Raw genomic sequence first — 14156 nt, forward strand, 5'->3', positions numbered from 1 at the left:
CGCCATGCTGCGTTGCCACTCCTCGCCATAGCCCTGCTATGACTCGTCGCGGCGCCTTGCCTGGCAGCAACAGATGCTCGTCAAAAAGGTAACGTATTTCCAAGACAGGACACTAGATCCACCCGTACTCGGCGAGGGACAGCGGATCCCCCTCGCCGATGATGAAGTGGTCGAGTACGCGCACATCAATCAACTCCAGCGCCTCTTGCAGGCGCTTGGTCAGCGCCCGGTCGGCCTGGCTGGGCTCGGGATTACCTGACGGATGGTTGTGACACAGGATCAAGGCCGCTGCGTTGTGTGCCAGCGCCCGCCTGACCACTTGGCGCGGGTGGACAACGGTCGTGTCGATGGAGCCGTGAAACAGCAACTCGAAGGCCAGCACCCGGTGCCGCGAATCCAGGAACAGGCAGCCAAACACCTCATGCAGCTCATGGCGCAGCATCGCCTTGAGGTAGTTGCGGACCTCGATCGGGCTCTTGAGCACCGAGTCGCGACGCAGGCTTTCGGCCAAGTGCCGACGCGCCATTTCCAGCACCGCCTGCAGTTGGGCAAACTTCGCCGGCCCCAGGCCAAACTGACTGGCGAATGCCTGCTGGTCCGCCTCAAACAAGGTGCGCAGGCTGCCAAACTGCTGCAGCAGGTGTCGCGCCAGGTCCACCGCGCTCATGCCGGCCACGCCGGTGCGCAGGAAGATCGCCAGCAATTCGGCATCCGACAGACTCGCCGGACCCTGCTCCAGAAGCTTCTCCCGCGGGCGCTCCGCCGCCGGCCAATTGCGAATGCTCATAGCACCTCCATGTGTGTGGGCGCCGCTGTTCCGTAGCGGTCGCTGTGATATCGTAGCCCATCTTTTTTGCGGGCGATTGTTCCCTGGGGAGGGGGTTTCGCCATGCAGTCATCAACGAAATGAAAGGCAGACCTATGCAGCGGCTGTATCGGAAACGCATCGTTCTGGGCGTCGGCGGCGGCATCGCTGCCTACAAGAGCGCCGAACTGGTTCGCCGCCTGATCGACCAGGGCGCCGAAGTGCGCGTGGTCATGACCCGTGGCGGCAGCGAGTTCATTACCCCGCTGACCATGCAGGCACTCTCCGGGCACCCGGTGCACCTGGACCTGCTGGACCCGGCCGCCGAAGCCGCCATGGGCCACATCGAACTGGCCAAATGGGCCGACCTGGTACTGATCGCACCGGCCACTGCCGACCTGATCGCCCGTCTGGCCCAAGGCATCGCCAACGACTTGCTGACCACCCTGGTGCTGGCCACCGACGCCACCGTGGCGCTGGCCCCGGCCATGAACCAGGCCATGTGGCGCGATCCTGCCACCCAGGCCAACACCCAGTTGCTCAAGGACCGCGACTTCAAGGTCTTCGGCCCGGCATCCGGCAGCCAGGCCTGCGGTGATGTGGGCATGGGACGCATGATGGAGGCCGACGACCTGGTCCTGTGCGCCGCCGACTGCTTCCAGCGCCAGGTGCTGACCGGCAAGCACGTGTTGATCACCGCCGGTCCGACCCAGGAAAACATCGACCCGGTGCGCTACATCACCAACCACAGCTCCGGGAAAATGGGCTTTGCCCTGGCCGAGGCCGCCGTTGAAGCCGGCGCCCGCGTGACCCTGATCACCGGCCCCGTGCACCTGCCGACGCCGGACCGGGTCACCCGCATCGACGTGGTCAGCGCGCGCGACATGCTCGCGGCCTGCGAAGCGGCGATCCCCTGCGACCTGTTCATCGCCTCCGCGGCGGTCGCTGACTACCGCCCGGAAGTCGTCGCCCCACAAAAACTCAAGAAAGACCCTACGAACGGCGACGGCTTGCTCCTGCAAATGGTACGCAACCCAGACATTCTGGCCACCATTGCCACTCGCCCCGACCGTCCGTTCAGTGTCGGTTTCGCCGCCGAGACCGAACACCTGCTCGATTACGCCGCGCGCAAGCTCAAGGACAAGAACCTCGACCTGATCGTCGCCAACGACGTGGCCAATCCGAGCATTGGCTTCAACAGCGAGGAAAACGCCTGCAGCGTGATCGACCGCCAGTTGCACGCCACACTTTTCGCCCAGACCAGCAAAGGCAAAATCGCCCGCCAGCTGATCACTTTTATCGCCGAACGACTGAACCAGGTTTAACTCGTATGCACGCTTTGCAAGCCAAGATCCTCGACCCACGCATCGGCAGTGAGTTCCCGCTGCCCCAGTACGCCACCCCGGGCTCCGCCGGCCTCGACCTGCGCGCCATGCTGGAGCAGGACACCATCATCCAGCCGGGCGAAACCCTGCTGATCCCCACCGGCCTGTCGGTCTACATCGGCGACCCGGGCCTGGCAGCCCTGATCCTGCCGCGCTCGGGCCTGGGCCATAAGCACGGCATCGTGCTGGGCAACCTGGTGGGCCTGATCGACTCCGACTACCAGGGCCCGCTGATGGTGTCGTGCTGGAACCGTGGCCAGAACGCATTCAAGATCGAAGTCGGCGAACGCCTGGCCCAACTGGTTCTGGTGCCTGTGGTGCAGGCCCATTTCGAGCTGGTCGACGAGTTCGACGAAACCCAGCGCGGCACCGGCGGCTTCGGTCATTCCGGCAGCCACTGATTTCACCCTGCCAGGGCCCGGCACCCCGCCCAGCCCCGGCAAACGGCTTTGCGTTCCAGGATGAACCCCGCACAGACGCCATCAGTTGGAGCAACCCCAGTGACCCGCGACATTGCCCCCGCGTTCCCCGACAGTATTTTTCGCGCCTACGACATTCGTGGCGTCGTGCCCAAAACCCTGACCGCTGAAACCGCCTACTGGATCGGCCGCGCGATTGGCGCCCAGACCCTGGCCCAGGGCGAACCGAACATCAGCGTTGGCCGGGACGGCCGCCTGTCGGGTCCGGAACTTGTCGAGCAACTGATCCAAGGCCTGGCCGACAGCGGCTGCCACGTCAGCGACGTTGGCCTCGTACCGACGCCGGCGTTGTATTACGCCGCCAACGTCCTGGCCGGCACGTCCGGGGTGATGCTCACCGGCAGCCACAACCCGTCGGACTACAACGGCTTCAAGATCGTCATCGCCGGCGACACCCTGGCCAACGAACAGATCCTGGCCCTGCACCAGCGCCTGAAGAGCAACGACCTGAGCCGCGGCCAGGGCAGCGTCACCCGGGTAGAGATCCTCGAACGCTACCGCGACGAAATCGTCCAGGGCATCCAGCTCGCCCGTCGCCTCAAGGTCGTGGTCGACTGCGGCAACGGCGCTGCCGGCGTGATCGCGCCACAGCTGATCGAAGCGCTGAACTGCGAAGTCATCCCGCTGTTCTGCGACGTCGATGGCCACTTCCCCAACCATCACCCGGACCCCGGCAAGCCGGAAAACCTGGTCGACCTGATTGCCAAGGTCAAGGAAACCAACGCCGACCTGGGCCTGGCCTTCGACGGCGATGGCGACCGCGTCGGCGTGGTGACCAACACCGGCGAGATCGTCTTCCCTGACCGCCTGCTGATGCTGTTCGCCCGGGACGTGCTGGCACGCAACCCCGAGGCGCAGATCATCTTCGACGTCAAATGCACCCGGCGCCTGACTCCGCTGATCAAGGCATATGGCGGCCAACCACTGATGTGGAAGACCGGCCACTCGCTGATCAAGAAGAAAATGAAACAGACCGGCGCCCTGTTGGCCGGCGAGATGAGCGGGCACATCTTCTTCAAGGAGCGCTGGTTCGGTTTCGACGACGGCATCTACAGCGCCGCGCGCCTGCTGGAGATCCTGAGCAAGGAGCCCGCCAGCGCCCAGGCCCTGTTCGAGACGTTCCCGGACGACGTTTGCACGCCGGAAATCAATATCCATGTGACCGAAGAGAGCAAATTCAGCATCATTGATGCACTGCACGACGCCCAATGGGGCGCCGGGGCCGACCTGACCACCATTGACGGCGTGCGCGTCGACTATGCGCAGGGCTGGGGCCTGGTTCGCGCGTCCAACACCACACCGGTGCTGGTGCTGCGCTTCGAAGCCGACAACGAGGCCGAGCTGCAGCGCATCAAGGATGTGTTCCACGCCCAGCTCAAACGTGTTGCACCTGACATCCCACTACCGTTTTGACTTTTTTCAAGCGCCTTTTTGAAGCGCCGGAGTCCTGAATGACCATCGAACGCGAAGCCGCCGCCAACACCGCCAAGGTCCTGTCCGAAGCGCTGCCTTACATTCGCCGCTATGTCGGCAAGACGCTGGTGATCAAATACGGCGGCAACGCGATGGAAAGCGAGGAGCTGAAAACCGGCTTCGCCCGCGACATCGTGCTGATGAAGGCCGTGGGCATCAACCCGGTGGTCGTTCACGGCGGCGGCCCGCAGATCGGCGACCTGCTCAAGCGCCTGTCCATCGAAAGCCACTTCATCGACGGCATGCGCGTGACTGACGCGCAGACCATGGACGTGGTGGAAATGGTCCTCGGCGGCCAGGTGAACAAAAGCATCGTCAACCTGATCAACAGTCACGGCGGCAGTGCCATTGGCCTGACCGGCAAGGACGCGCAACTGATTCGCGCGAAGAAACTCACCGTCACCCGCCAGACGCCGGACATGACCCAACCGGAAATCATCGACATCGGCCAGGTGGGCGAAGTGGTCGGGATCAACACCGACCTGCTGAACCTGCTGGTCAAGGGCGATTTCATCCCAGTGATCGCGCCGATCGGCGTCGGGGCCAACGGCGAGTCGTACAACATCAACGCCGACCTGGTGGCCGGCAAGGTCGCTGAAGCGCTGAAAGCCGAGAAGCTGATGCTGCTGACCAACATCGCCGGCCTGATGGACAAGTCGGGCACTGTCCTGACCGGCCTGACCACCCAGCAGGTCGACGAACTGATCGCCGACGGCACCATCTACGGTGGCATGCTGCCCAAGATCCGCTGCGCCCTGGAAGCCGTGCAAGGCGGCGTGGGCAGCTCGTTGATCATCGACGGTCGCGTCCCCAATGCCATCCTGCTGGAAATCTTCACCGACACCGGTGTGGGCACCCTGATCAGCAATCGCAAGCGTCCATAAACCCCGGCGCCTACGAAAAGACCCCGCTCAGCCTGGCTGAGCGGGGTCTTTTTTTGCCGACGATCCCCGTAGGAGCGAGGCTTGCCCGCGAAAACGATCTGCCTACCAACAAGAATGTTGAATGTGGCAACCTCTTCGCGGGCAAGCCTCGCTCCTACGCCAGTCGGTGTTACACGCCAAACTGCGCGCGATAGGCTTCAACCGCTGGCAAATGCTGCTTGAGCTGTGGGTCGTCCGCCAGGAACTCCAGCACCTGGTTCAGCGAAACAATGCTGATCACGGGAATGCCAAAGTCACGCTCGACTTCCTGGATCGCCGACAACTCGCCGTTGCCACGCTCCTGGCGGTTCAGGGCAATCAGCACGCCAGCGGCCTTGGCGCCGTCCTGGGAAGCGATGATCTGCATCACCTCACGGATCGCCGTGCCGGCAGTGATCACGTCGTCGATGATCAGCACTTCACCGGTCAACGGCGCGCCCACCAGGCTGCCACCTTCGCCATGGGCCTTGGCTTCCTTGCGGTTGAAACACCAGGGCAGATCGCGGTCATGATGCTCGGCCAGGGCCACGGCCGTGGTCGCCGCCAAAGGGATGCCCTTGTAGGCTGGGCCAAACAAGACGTCGAAGGAAATGCCGCTCTGGGCAATGGCGGCAGCGTAGAAACGCCCCAGTTGCGCCAGGGCAGAGCCGGAGTTGAACAGGCCGGCATTGAAGAAATACGGGCTGGTACGCCCGGACTTCAGGGTGAACTCACCGAAGCGCAAAACGCCGCGATCGATGGCAAAACGAATGAAATCGCGCTGATACGCTTGCATGAAAAAACCCCAGATACCACGGATTTAGCTAATTAGGTAGACGCCGTGTATCATACACGCACGCGATTTTTGGGGCCATTTATGCGGATCATCAGTGTGAACGTTAATGGTATTCAGGCTGCAGTCGAGCGCGGTTTGCTCAGTTGGCTGCAAGCACAGAATGCCGACGTCATCTGCCTGCAGGACACCCGCGCCTCCGCCTTTGAACTGGACGATCCAGCCTTCCAACTGGATGGCTACTTCCTTTATGCCTGCGATGCCGAAGTACCCACCCAAGGTGGTGTGGCTTTGTATTCGCGGTTGCAACCGAAGGCTGTCATCAGCGGTCTTGGTTTCGAGACGGCCGACCGCTACGGGCGCTACCTGCAAGCCGATTTCGATAAGGTCAGCATCGCGACCTTGCTACTCCCATCCGGGATGAACGGCGATGAAGACTTGAACCAGAAGTTCAAGCTAATGGACGATTTCGCCCGTTATCTGGATAAACAGCGACGCAAACGTCGCGAGTACATTTACTGTGGCTCGCTGTACGTGGCGCAACAGAAGCTGGATATCAAGAACTGGCGCGACAGCCAGCAATCCCCGGGCTTCCTGGCACCTGAGCGTGCCTGGATGGACGAGATTGTCGGCAACATGGGGTATGTCGATGCCCTGCGTGAAGTCAGCCGTGAAGGTGACCAGTACAGCTGGTGGCCCGATAACGAACAGGCTGAGATGCTCAACCTGGGCTGGCGTTTCGACTACCAGTTGCTGACCCCGGGCCTGCGCCGCTTTGTCCGTAGCGCACGCCTGCCACGCCAGCCGCGGTTCTCGCAACACGCACCGCTGATCGTCGACTACGACTGGACGCTGACCATCTAAGCGTCGTTTCGTGGATGCAAAAAAGCCGACGTCACCGTCGGCTTTTTTGTGCACGCTGATTGATCAAGCGACTCAGTCAGCCAGTGCAGCCGTTTGCAGCGCGAAGATTTCGCTCATGCCTTTCTTGGCCAGCTCCAGCATGGCCGTCAGCTCTTCAGGCTGGAACGGTGCGCCTTCGGCGGTGCCCTGCACTTCGATGAACCCGCCCGTGCTGGTCATGACCACGTTCAGGTCGGTCTCGGCAGCGGAGTCTTCCAGGTAGTCGAGGTCCAACACCGGCTCGCCCTGGTACATGCCGACCGAAACGGCCGCAATCATTTGCTTGAGCGGATCGCCGCCTTTCAAGCCGCCGCGCTTCTTGATGACTTTCAAGGCATCGACCAACGCCACCATGGCGCCCGTGATGGACGCGGTGCGCGTCCCGCCGTCGGCCTGGATCACGTCGCAGTCGACGTACAGGGTGACGTCGCCCAGCTTGGACATGTCCAGGGCTGCGCGCAGGGAGCGACCGATCAGGCGCTGGATCTCCAGGGTGCGACCACCCTGCTTGCCACGGCTGGCTTCACGCTGGTTACGCTCGCCGGTGGCGCGCGGCAGCATGCCGTACTCGGCGGTCAACCAGCCCTGGCCCTGGCCCTTGAGGAAACGCGGCACACCGTTCTCGACGCTGACGGTGCAAATCACCTTGGTATCACCAAACTCGACCAGTACAGATCCCTCGGCGTGTTTGGTGTAGTTGCGGGTGATGCGGATCGAGCGCAGCTGATCGGCAGCGCGACCACTTGGACGTTTCATAGAGGAACACCTGTACGGAGGACGGAAAACTGCCGAGCATTATAAGGCGAGCGGGCACGCCTGGGCACTTCTAAAAAACCCGGGGCCCAGGCGAGCGCTCTGGACCGGGCGGCACGACGAACAGCAGCGCTTTGTCACACGCGCCGTTTGGGAGCATCCGCTGCACTGCGCTACAATCCTGCGCCTTGTCAGCCCGCGGGCTTCCATCCATCAGACCGGTCCGTTGAACCCACAGGTTCGGCGCCGGCCAATCGCGAGGTACCTCCATGGTGCACAGCATGACCGCCTTCGCCCGTGTCGAGAAAGCCGGCAGCCAGGGCACCCTGAGCTGGGAACTGCGCTCGGTCAACAGCCGCTACCTGGAACCGCACCTGCGCCTGCCGGAATCCTTCCGCGACCTCGAAGGCAACGTGCGCGAAGCGCTGCGCCAGGGCGTATCGCGCGGCAAGCTCGAATGCACGCTGCGCTTTACCGAGGAAACCACCGGCAAAGCGCTGCAAGTCGACCGCGAACGCGCCGCGCAACTGGTCGCCGCGGCCGAAACCATCGCCAGCCTGATCAACAACCCTGCCGCGCTGAATCCGTTGGAAGTGCTGGCCTGGCCTGGCGTGCTGGTGGCGGACGCCAGCGACCCGCAAGCGCTGAATGCCGAGGCACTGGCCCTGTTCAACCAGGGTCTCAAGGAACTCAAGGCCGGTCGTGAGCGTGAAGGCGCGGAACTGGCCCGCCTGATCAACGAGCGCCTCACCAGCATTGAACAGGACGTGGCGACCGTGCGTGAACTGGTCCCGCAGATGCTCGCCACCCAGCGCCAGAAGGTGCTCGATCGTTTCGCCGACATGCAGGCCGAACTCGACCCGCAGCGCCTGGAACAGGAAATGGTCATGCTCGCGCAAAAAAGCGACGTTGCCGAAGAACTGGACCGCCTGAGCACTCACATCATCGAAGTACGGCGCGTGCTCAAGTCTGGCGGCGCTGCCGGACGGCGCCTGGACTTCCTGATGCAAGAGCTCAACCGCGAAGCCAACACACTGGGCTCCAAAGCCTTCGACCCGCGCAGCACCCAGGCGGCGGTCAACCTCAAAGTGTTGATCGAACAAATGCGCGAACAAGTGCAGAACATTGAGTAAGGCTACCCCGACATGACCCACAGCACCGGCACCCTCTACATCATTTCCGCGCCTTCAGGCGCGGGCAAAAGCAGCCTGGTCAAGGCCCTGACCGACGCCAACCCACAGATCCGCGTCTCGGTCTCCCACACCACCCGCGCCATGCGCCCAGGTGAAGTGAACGGCGTGAACTATCACTTTGTCGAACGCAGCGAGTTCGTGAAGATGATCGAACACGGGGATTTCCTGGAGCGCGCCGAAGTCTTCGGCAACCTCTACGGCACCTCGCAAAGCCACTTGCAGCAGACCCTGGACGAAGGCCACGACCTGATCCTGGAAATCGACTGGCAAGGCGCCGATCAGGTACGCAAGCTGATGCCCCAGGCGCGCTCGGTCTTCATCCTGCCGCCGTCCCTGCAAGCCTTGCACCAGCGCCTGACCAACCGTGGCCAGGACAGTGACGCCGTGATCGAAGGCCGGATGCGTGAGGCCGTCAGCGAAATGAGCCACTACGTCGACTACGATTACCTGATCATCAACGACAATTTCGCCCACGCGCTGGACGACCTGAAGGCGATTTTCCGCGCCAATCAGTTGCATCAAAAACGCCAACAACAGCAATACGGTAAATTACTGGCCGAGTTGCTGGGCTGAAACAGCACTTCCCAAAACCGCTGCAAGGGCCTTACATTGGCACTTGTAGCGCGTTGAAGGGCTTGGTTAAAAAATCAGCGCTTCCCTAATCGCTGGTGATTTTTTAAACTGTTGAGTCCGCTCGCCCAACCGGGCAGCGCGCATATTGCATTCGCTCCGAGGAATACCATGGCCCGCGTAACCGTTGAAGACTGCCTAGAACACGTGGAAAACCGCTTTGAGCTGGTCATGCTCTCTACCAAGCGTGCCCGTCAACTGGCCACCGGCGGCAAAGAGCCACTGGTCCAGTGGGAAAACGACAAGCCTACCGTTGTTGCCCTGCGCGAAATCGCTGAAGGCCTGATGAGCTACGAGTTCATCGCCAACGCCGAGATCGTCGAAGACGAACCGCTGTTCGCAGCGTTCGAGGACGAGTCCAACGAGGCCGTCTAAGTCTATGCCTGGTCGACGTAGCACGGCGCGGGGTCACAGCCATCGGCAGGAGTCATCATGCCGAGCATAGACGCCCTCGCCGATCGCTTATCGGCCTACCTCGGCACCGACCAGGTCAACCTGGTCCGCCGAGCGTACTTCTACGCCGAACAAGCCCACGACGGCCAACGCCGCCGCAGCGGCGAAGCGTACGTCACGCACCCGCTGGCGGTTGCAAACATTCTTGCCGACATGCACATGGACCATCAGAGCCTGATGGCGGCGATGCTGCATGACGTGATCGAAGACACCGGGATTGCCAAGGAAGCGCTGCAAGCGCAGTTCGGCGAAACCGTGGCCGAACTGGTCGACGGGGTCAGCAAGTTGACCCAGATGAACTTCGAGACCAAGGCCGAAGCCCAAGCCGAAAACTTCCAGAAGATGGCCATGGCCATGGCCCGCGACATTCGCGTGATCCTGGTCAAGCTGGCCGACCGCCTGCACAACATGCGCACGCTGGAAGTGCTGTCCGGCGAAAAGCGCCGGCGCATCGCCAAGGAAACCCTGGAAATCTACGCACCCATCGCCAACCGGCTGGGCATGCACGCGATTCGTATCGAGTTCGAAGACCTGGGCTTCAAGGCCATGCACCCGATGCGGTCCGCGCGGATCTACCAGGCCGTCAAGCGCGCCCGGGGCAACCGCAAGGAAATCGTCAACAAAATCGAAGAGTCGCTGAGCCACTGCCTCGCGATCGACGGCATCCAGGGCGAAGTCAGCGGCCGGCAGAAGCACCTCTACGGCATCTACAAGAAAATGCGCGGCAAGCGTCGGGCCTTCAACGAGATCATGGACGTCTATGCGTTCCGGATCATCGTCGACAAGGTCGATACCTGCTACCGCGTGCTGGGCGCTGTACATAATTTGTACAAACCGTTGCCGGGGCGCTTCAAGGATTACATCGCGATCCCCAAGGCCAACGGCTATCAGTCGCTGCACACCACGCTGTTCGGCATGCACGGCGTACCGATCGAGATCCAGATCCGTACCCGTGAAATGGAAGAGATGGCCAACAACGGCATTGCCGCGCACTGGCTGTACAAATCCAGTGGCGACGAGCAGCCAAAAGGCACCCATGCCCGCGCCCGCCAATGGGTCAAGGGCGTGCTGGAGATGCAGCAACGCGCCGGCAACTCGCTGGAATTCATCGAAAGCGTGAAGATCGACCTGTTCCCGGACGAGGTCTACGTGTTCACGCCCAAGGGCCGGATCATGGAGCTGCCCAAAGGCTCCACGGCGGTCGATTTCGCCTACGCGGTACACACCGACGTCGGCAACAGCTGCATCGCTTGCCGGATCAACCGGCGCCTGGCCCCGCTGTCCGAACCGCTGCAAAGTGGCTCCACCGTCGAGATCGTCAGCGCCCCGGGCGCCCGGCCGAACCCGGCGTGGCTCAACTTCGTGGTCACCGGCAAGGCCCGCACCCACATTCGCCACGCGCTGAAACTGCAGCGTCGCTCCGAGTCCATCAGCCTGGGCGAACGCCTGCTGAACAAGGTACTCAATGGTTTCGACAGTTCCCTGGAAAAAGTCCCGGCCGAGCGCATCAAGGCCATGCTCGCCGAATACCGCCTCGAACTGATCGAGGACCTGCTCGAAGACATTGGCCTGGGCAACCGCATGGCCTACGTGGTGGCGCGCCGCCTGCTCGGCGAAGGCGAACAACTGCCCAGCGCCGAAGGCCCGCTGGCCATTCGTGGCACCGAAGGCCTGGTGCTCAGCTACGCCAAGTGCTGCACGCCGATCCCCGGTGACCCGATTGTCGGCCACCTGTCGGCGGGCAAGGGCATGGTCGTGCACCTGGACAACTGCCGCAACATCAGCGAAATCCGCCACAACCCGGAAAAATGCATCCAGCTCTCCTGGGCCAAGGATGTGACCGGCGAATTTAATGTCGAACTGCGCGTCGAACTGGAACACCAGCGCGGCCTGATTGCCCTGCTGGCCAGCAGCGTCAACGCCGCCGACGGCAACATCGAAAAAATCAGCATGGACGAACGCGACGGTCGCATCAGCGTGGTCCAACTGGTGGTCAGCGTGCATGACCGCGTGCACCTGGCCCGCGTGATCAAGAAACTGCGCGCCCTGACCGGAGTGATCCGCATCACCCGCATGCGTGCATAACTCATCACCTAGCCCAACGATTATTACAAGGAGTCATCAATGACCAAGACCGTTATCACCAGCGACAAAGCCCCGGCCGCCATCGGCACCTACTCCCAGGCAATCAAGGCGGGCAACACCGTCTACATGTCCGGCCAGATCCCACTCGACCCAAAGACCATGGAACTGGTTGAAGGCTTCGAAGCCCAGACCATCCAGGTGTTCGAGAACCTCAAGTCGGTAGCCGAGGCTGCAGGCGGTTCGTTCAAGGACATCGTCAAGCTGAACATCTTCCTCACCGACCTGAGCCACTTCGCCAAGGTCAACGAGATCATGGGCACTTACTTCGAGCAGCCTTACCCAGCACGCGCCGCCATCGGCGTGGCCGCCCTGCCAAAGGGTTCGCAGGTTGAAATGGACGCCATCCTGGTCCTCGAGTAACACGCGCGGCGCAACCTGCCAGGTTGCGCCGACTCCGCTTCCAAAGGATTCCCCCCATGCGCAAAGCGCTCGCTCTCTCGTTGCTCGCAGTGTTCCTGGGTGGTTGTGCCAGCGACCCTGCCGACCGCGACATCAGCGGCACCTGGATCAACCAGGCAGCAATCGATACAGCCGCCAAAGGCGTTCCCCTGCGTGAAGCCCTGCAAGCCAACGGCCCGAACCTGGAATGGGACGTCAACACCCGCGCAGGTCAAGCGCGCTACACCAATGGTTTTGAAACCGTAGAAGGCAAGGTCCTGGGCGAACAGTCCGGCACCTGGAAAGTCGAGATCTACGGCAGCTCCGGCACCGATTTGAAACGCGACGGCAAACAACTGCTGCAAGTGGCCAACGACAACGAGCCCGAGCAGGCCTTTGACCGTGCCAAAGACCCCGCGCCCGAAGGTGCACCCCTGGGTGCCAGCTTCGAGCGCGCCCTGTATTCCGCCTACCTGGGCGGTGGCTGGAAAATCGTCAATGGCCCGGGCGAAGGCAGCACCGTGCAGTTCCAGGCCGATGGCGCCGTTCAGGGCCTGCCCGGCGCTGACCGCTACGCCCTATGCCTGGCGGGCGATTGCGCGTCAATGAGCGGCGGCAACGATACCGTCTGGTTGCAACTCAACGGCCAGGGCAATCCGTGGATCTTCACCCGCAAGGGCAAAGAGTTGGAGATCTTCCAGGCCGTCAACAGCGCCCAGGCGGATGAAGTGCCATCGTTCTCCCCCGGCAATCGCCAGTGGACGCTGGAAAAGCAGTGATCTAACGCCCCTCCTCCTGTGGGAAGAGGGGTAGCCCTTGAAGTCAGCAGCGCCCCTCAAGAATCGCCGCATACCCCTCGCGATAACTCGGGTAGCGCGGCTCCCAGCCCAGTGCCTTCGCCCGGGCATTGCTGCAACGCTTGCTGCCTGTGCGACGCACGCTGGCATCCTCGGCCCACTCGGTCACGCCCAGGTACTCACGCAGCCAGCCCACCACATCGGCCAGCGGTGCCGGTGCATCGTCGACGCCGAGGTAGCAATCCTCAAGCACAGCACCCTGGTCATCCGCCTTGAGCAAGAACGCCAGCAGGCCGGCCGCATCGTCAGCGTGAATCCGGTTGCCATACAGCGGTGGATCGATCGCCACGCGATAGCCCTGGCGCACCTGGGTCAGCAGCCACTCGCGGCCCGGGCCATAAATGCCGGTCAAGCGCACCACGCTGGCCGGGATACCACTCTTGAGCGCCACCTGCTCGGCTTCCAGCATCACCCGCCCGGAATACGCAGACGCTTTCGCCGGCGAGGTTTCATCCACCCATTCGCCACCTTGCTGCTCGTAGACACTGCTGCTGGAGACAAACAGCAGGCGCTTGGGCGCCTGGCCGTAGTCGTTCAACCACTCCAGGACATTCTTCAACCCCTGGACATACGCGGCACGGTACCCGGCCTCATCGTGATCGGTGGCCGCCGCGCAGTACACCAGGTAGTCCACGCCGCCGATTGGCCAGGTGGCGGGGCACTCGTCATTGAACAGGTCGCCGGCCACCCCGATCACCCCCTCGGGCAAGCGCGAAATGTCACGGCGCAGACCATGGACTTCCCAGCCCAGGGACAACAGTTGAGTGGCCAGACGGCCGCCAACATCGCCACAACCGGCGATTAAAACAGAAGGCCAAGACATCAAAATCCCCTCGTCAGAAAGGCACAGACTAGCCGCCACAGTGGACGAGCGGCTAGCCATGTCGGAAAAAAACCAATGCAATTGCTTCTGTTAACAAGAATTACTTGCAATAATGCCCGCCACTTTTGTTCTCGGCCCACGAGGCCTGGAAGGACATTAACCCTCTTTTTTCTCAGGTCCGGCC

At 62.3% G+C, this 14156-nt stretch carries 14 protein-coding genes and 1 pseudogene; 11 read left to right on the forward strand and 4 right to left on the reverse strand.

Annotated features, from left to right (window positions below):
- Positions 1-112: 112 nt before the first annotated feature.
- Positions 113-787 carry a RadC family protein gene (gene radC, locus BMW74_RS06250; RefSeq protein WP_093415191.1) on the reverse strand — a complete coding sequence of 225 codons (675 nt, stop codon included), beginning with the start codon at positions 785-787 and terminating at the stop codon, positions 113-115.
- A 134-nt stretch (positions 788-921) separates the two neighbouring features.
- Here radC and coaBC point away from each other — a divergent pair, with 134 nt between their 5' ends.
- The 4 genes and pseudogenes from coaBC (at position 922) to argB (ending at position 5026) form a co-directional block, all read left to right on the forward strand.
- Positions 922-2130 (forward strand): bifunctional phosphopantothenoylcysteine decarboxylase/phosphopantothenate--cysteine ligase CoaBC, encoded by a 1209-nt coding sequence (gene coaBC / locus BMW74_RS06255; protein WP_093415194.1) that lies wholly within the window; start codon positions 922-924, stop codon positions 2128-2130.
- A gap of 5 nt (positions 2131-2135) precedes the next feature.
- Complete coding sequence (gene dut / locus BMW74_RS06260; RefSeq protein WP_093415197.1) at positions 2136-2591, forward strand: dUTP diphosphatase; 456 nt, start codon at positions 2136-2138, stop codon at positions 2589-2591.
- Positions 2592-2705: 114 nt separating this feature from the next.
- Positions 2706-4082, forward strand: a pseudogene (locus tag BMW74_RS06265) (phosphomannomutase/phosphoglucomutase); the annotation flags it as partial.
- Positions 4083-4120: 38 nt separating this feature from the next.
- Positions 4121-5026 carry an acetylglutamate kinase gene (argB, locus tag BMW74_RS06270; protein WP_093415203.1) on the forward strand — a complete coding sequence of 302 codons (906 nt, stop codon included), beginning with the start codon at positions 4121-4123 and terminating at the stop codon, positions 5024-5026.
- A 169-nt stretch (positions 5027-5195) separates the two neighbouring features.
- Here the strand turns inward: argB and pyrE are convergent, their stop codons facing one another.
- Positions 5196-5840, reverse strand: coding sequence for an orotate phosphoribosyltransferase (pyrE, locus tag BMW74_RS06275; RefSeq protein ID WP_093415206.1), 645 nt, complete (start codon positions 5838-5840; stop codon positions 5196-5198).
- 81 nt (positions 5841-5921) lie between these two features.
- On the opposite strand from pyrE, the gene BMW74_RS06280 reads away from it, so the two are divergent.
- Positions 5922-6701, forward strand: a complete 780-nt coding sequence (locus BMW74_RS06280; protein WP_093415208.1) for an exodeoxyribonuclease III — start codon at positions 5922-5924, stop codon at positions 6699-6701.
- A gap of 72 nt (positions 6702-6773) precedes the next feature.
- On the opposite strand, the gene rph is transcribed toward BMW74_RS06280, so the two are convergent.
- The gene (gene rph, locus BMW74_RS06285; protein ID WP_093415211.1) at positions 6774-7496 is read right to left on the reverse strand and encodes a ribonuclease PH; all 723 of its coding nucleotides are present in this window, start codon (positions 7494-7496) and stop codon (positions 6774-6776) included.
- Positions 7497-7762: 266 nt separating this feature from the next.
- Here rph and BMW74_RS06290 point away from each other — a divergent pair, with 266 nt between their 5' ends.
- The 6 genes from BMW74_RS06290 to BMW74_RS06315 all read left to right on the forward strand — a co-directional run bounded on the left by BMW74_RS06290 (position 7763) and on the right by BMW74_RS06315 (position 13071).
- Positions 7763-8626, forward strand: a complete 864-nt coding sequence (locus tag BMW74_RS06290; RefSeq protein WP_093415214.1) for a YicC/YloC family endoribonuclease — start codon at positions 7763-7765, stop codon at positions 8624-8626.
- A gap of 12 nt (positions 8627-8638) precedes the next feature.
- Positions 8639-9259, forward strand: a complete 621-nt coding sequence (gene gmk / locus BMW74_RS06295) for a guanylate kinase (RefSeq protein ID WP_093415217.1) — start codon at positions 8639-8641, stop codon at positions 9257-9259.
- A gap of 168 nt (positions 9260-9427) precedes the next feature.
- Positions 9428-9691: a DNA-directed RNA polymerase subunit omega gene (gene rpoZ / locus BMW74_RS06300; RefSeq protein ID WP_003177259.1), complete on the forward strand. Its 264-nt coding sequence runs from the start codon at positions 9428-9430 to the stop codon at positions 9689-9691.
- 57 nt (positions 9692-9748) lie between these two features.
- Positions 9749-11854 carry a bifunctional GTP diphosphokinase/guanosine-3',5'-bis pyrophosphate 3'-pyrophosphohydrolase gene (gene spoT, locus BMW74_RS06305; RefSeq protein WP_093415219.1) on the forward strand — a complete coding sequence of 702 codons (2106 nt, stop codon included), beginning with the start codon at positions 9749-9751 and terminating at the stop codon, positions 11852-11854.
- Between the two features lie 39 nt (positions 11855-11893).
- Positions 11894-12274 carry a RidA family protein gene (locus BMW74_RS06310; RefSeq protein WP_093415222.1) on the forward strand — a complete coding sequence of 127 codons (381 nt, stop codon included), beginning with the start codon at positions 11894-11896 and terminating at the stop codon, positions 12272-12274.
- A gap of 56 nt (positions 12275-12330) precedes the next feature.
- A complete protein-coding gene (locus tag BMW74_RS06315; protein ID WP_093415224.1) occupies positions 12331-13071 on the forward strand; it encodes a hypothetical protein in 741 nt (246 codons plus the stop codon).
- A 43-nt stretch (positions 13072-13114) separates the two neighbouring features.
- On the opposite strand, the gene BMW74_RS06320 is transcribed toward BMW74_RS06315, so the two are convergent.
- Positions 13115-13972 carry an SDR family oxidoreductase gene (locus BMW74_RS06320; RefSeq protein ID WP_093415226.1) on the reverse strand — a complete coding sequence of 286 codons (858 nt, stop codon included), beginning with the start codon at positions 13970-13972 and terminating at the stop codon, positions 13115-13117.
- Between the last annotated feature and the right edge of the window lie 184 nt (positions 13973-14156).

This window comes from Pseudomonas sp. ok272 (genome assembly GCF_900109995.1).
GTDB lineage: Bacteria > Pseudomonadota > Gammaproteobacteria > Pseudomonadales > Pseudomonadaceae > Aquipseudomonas.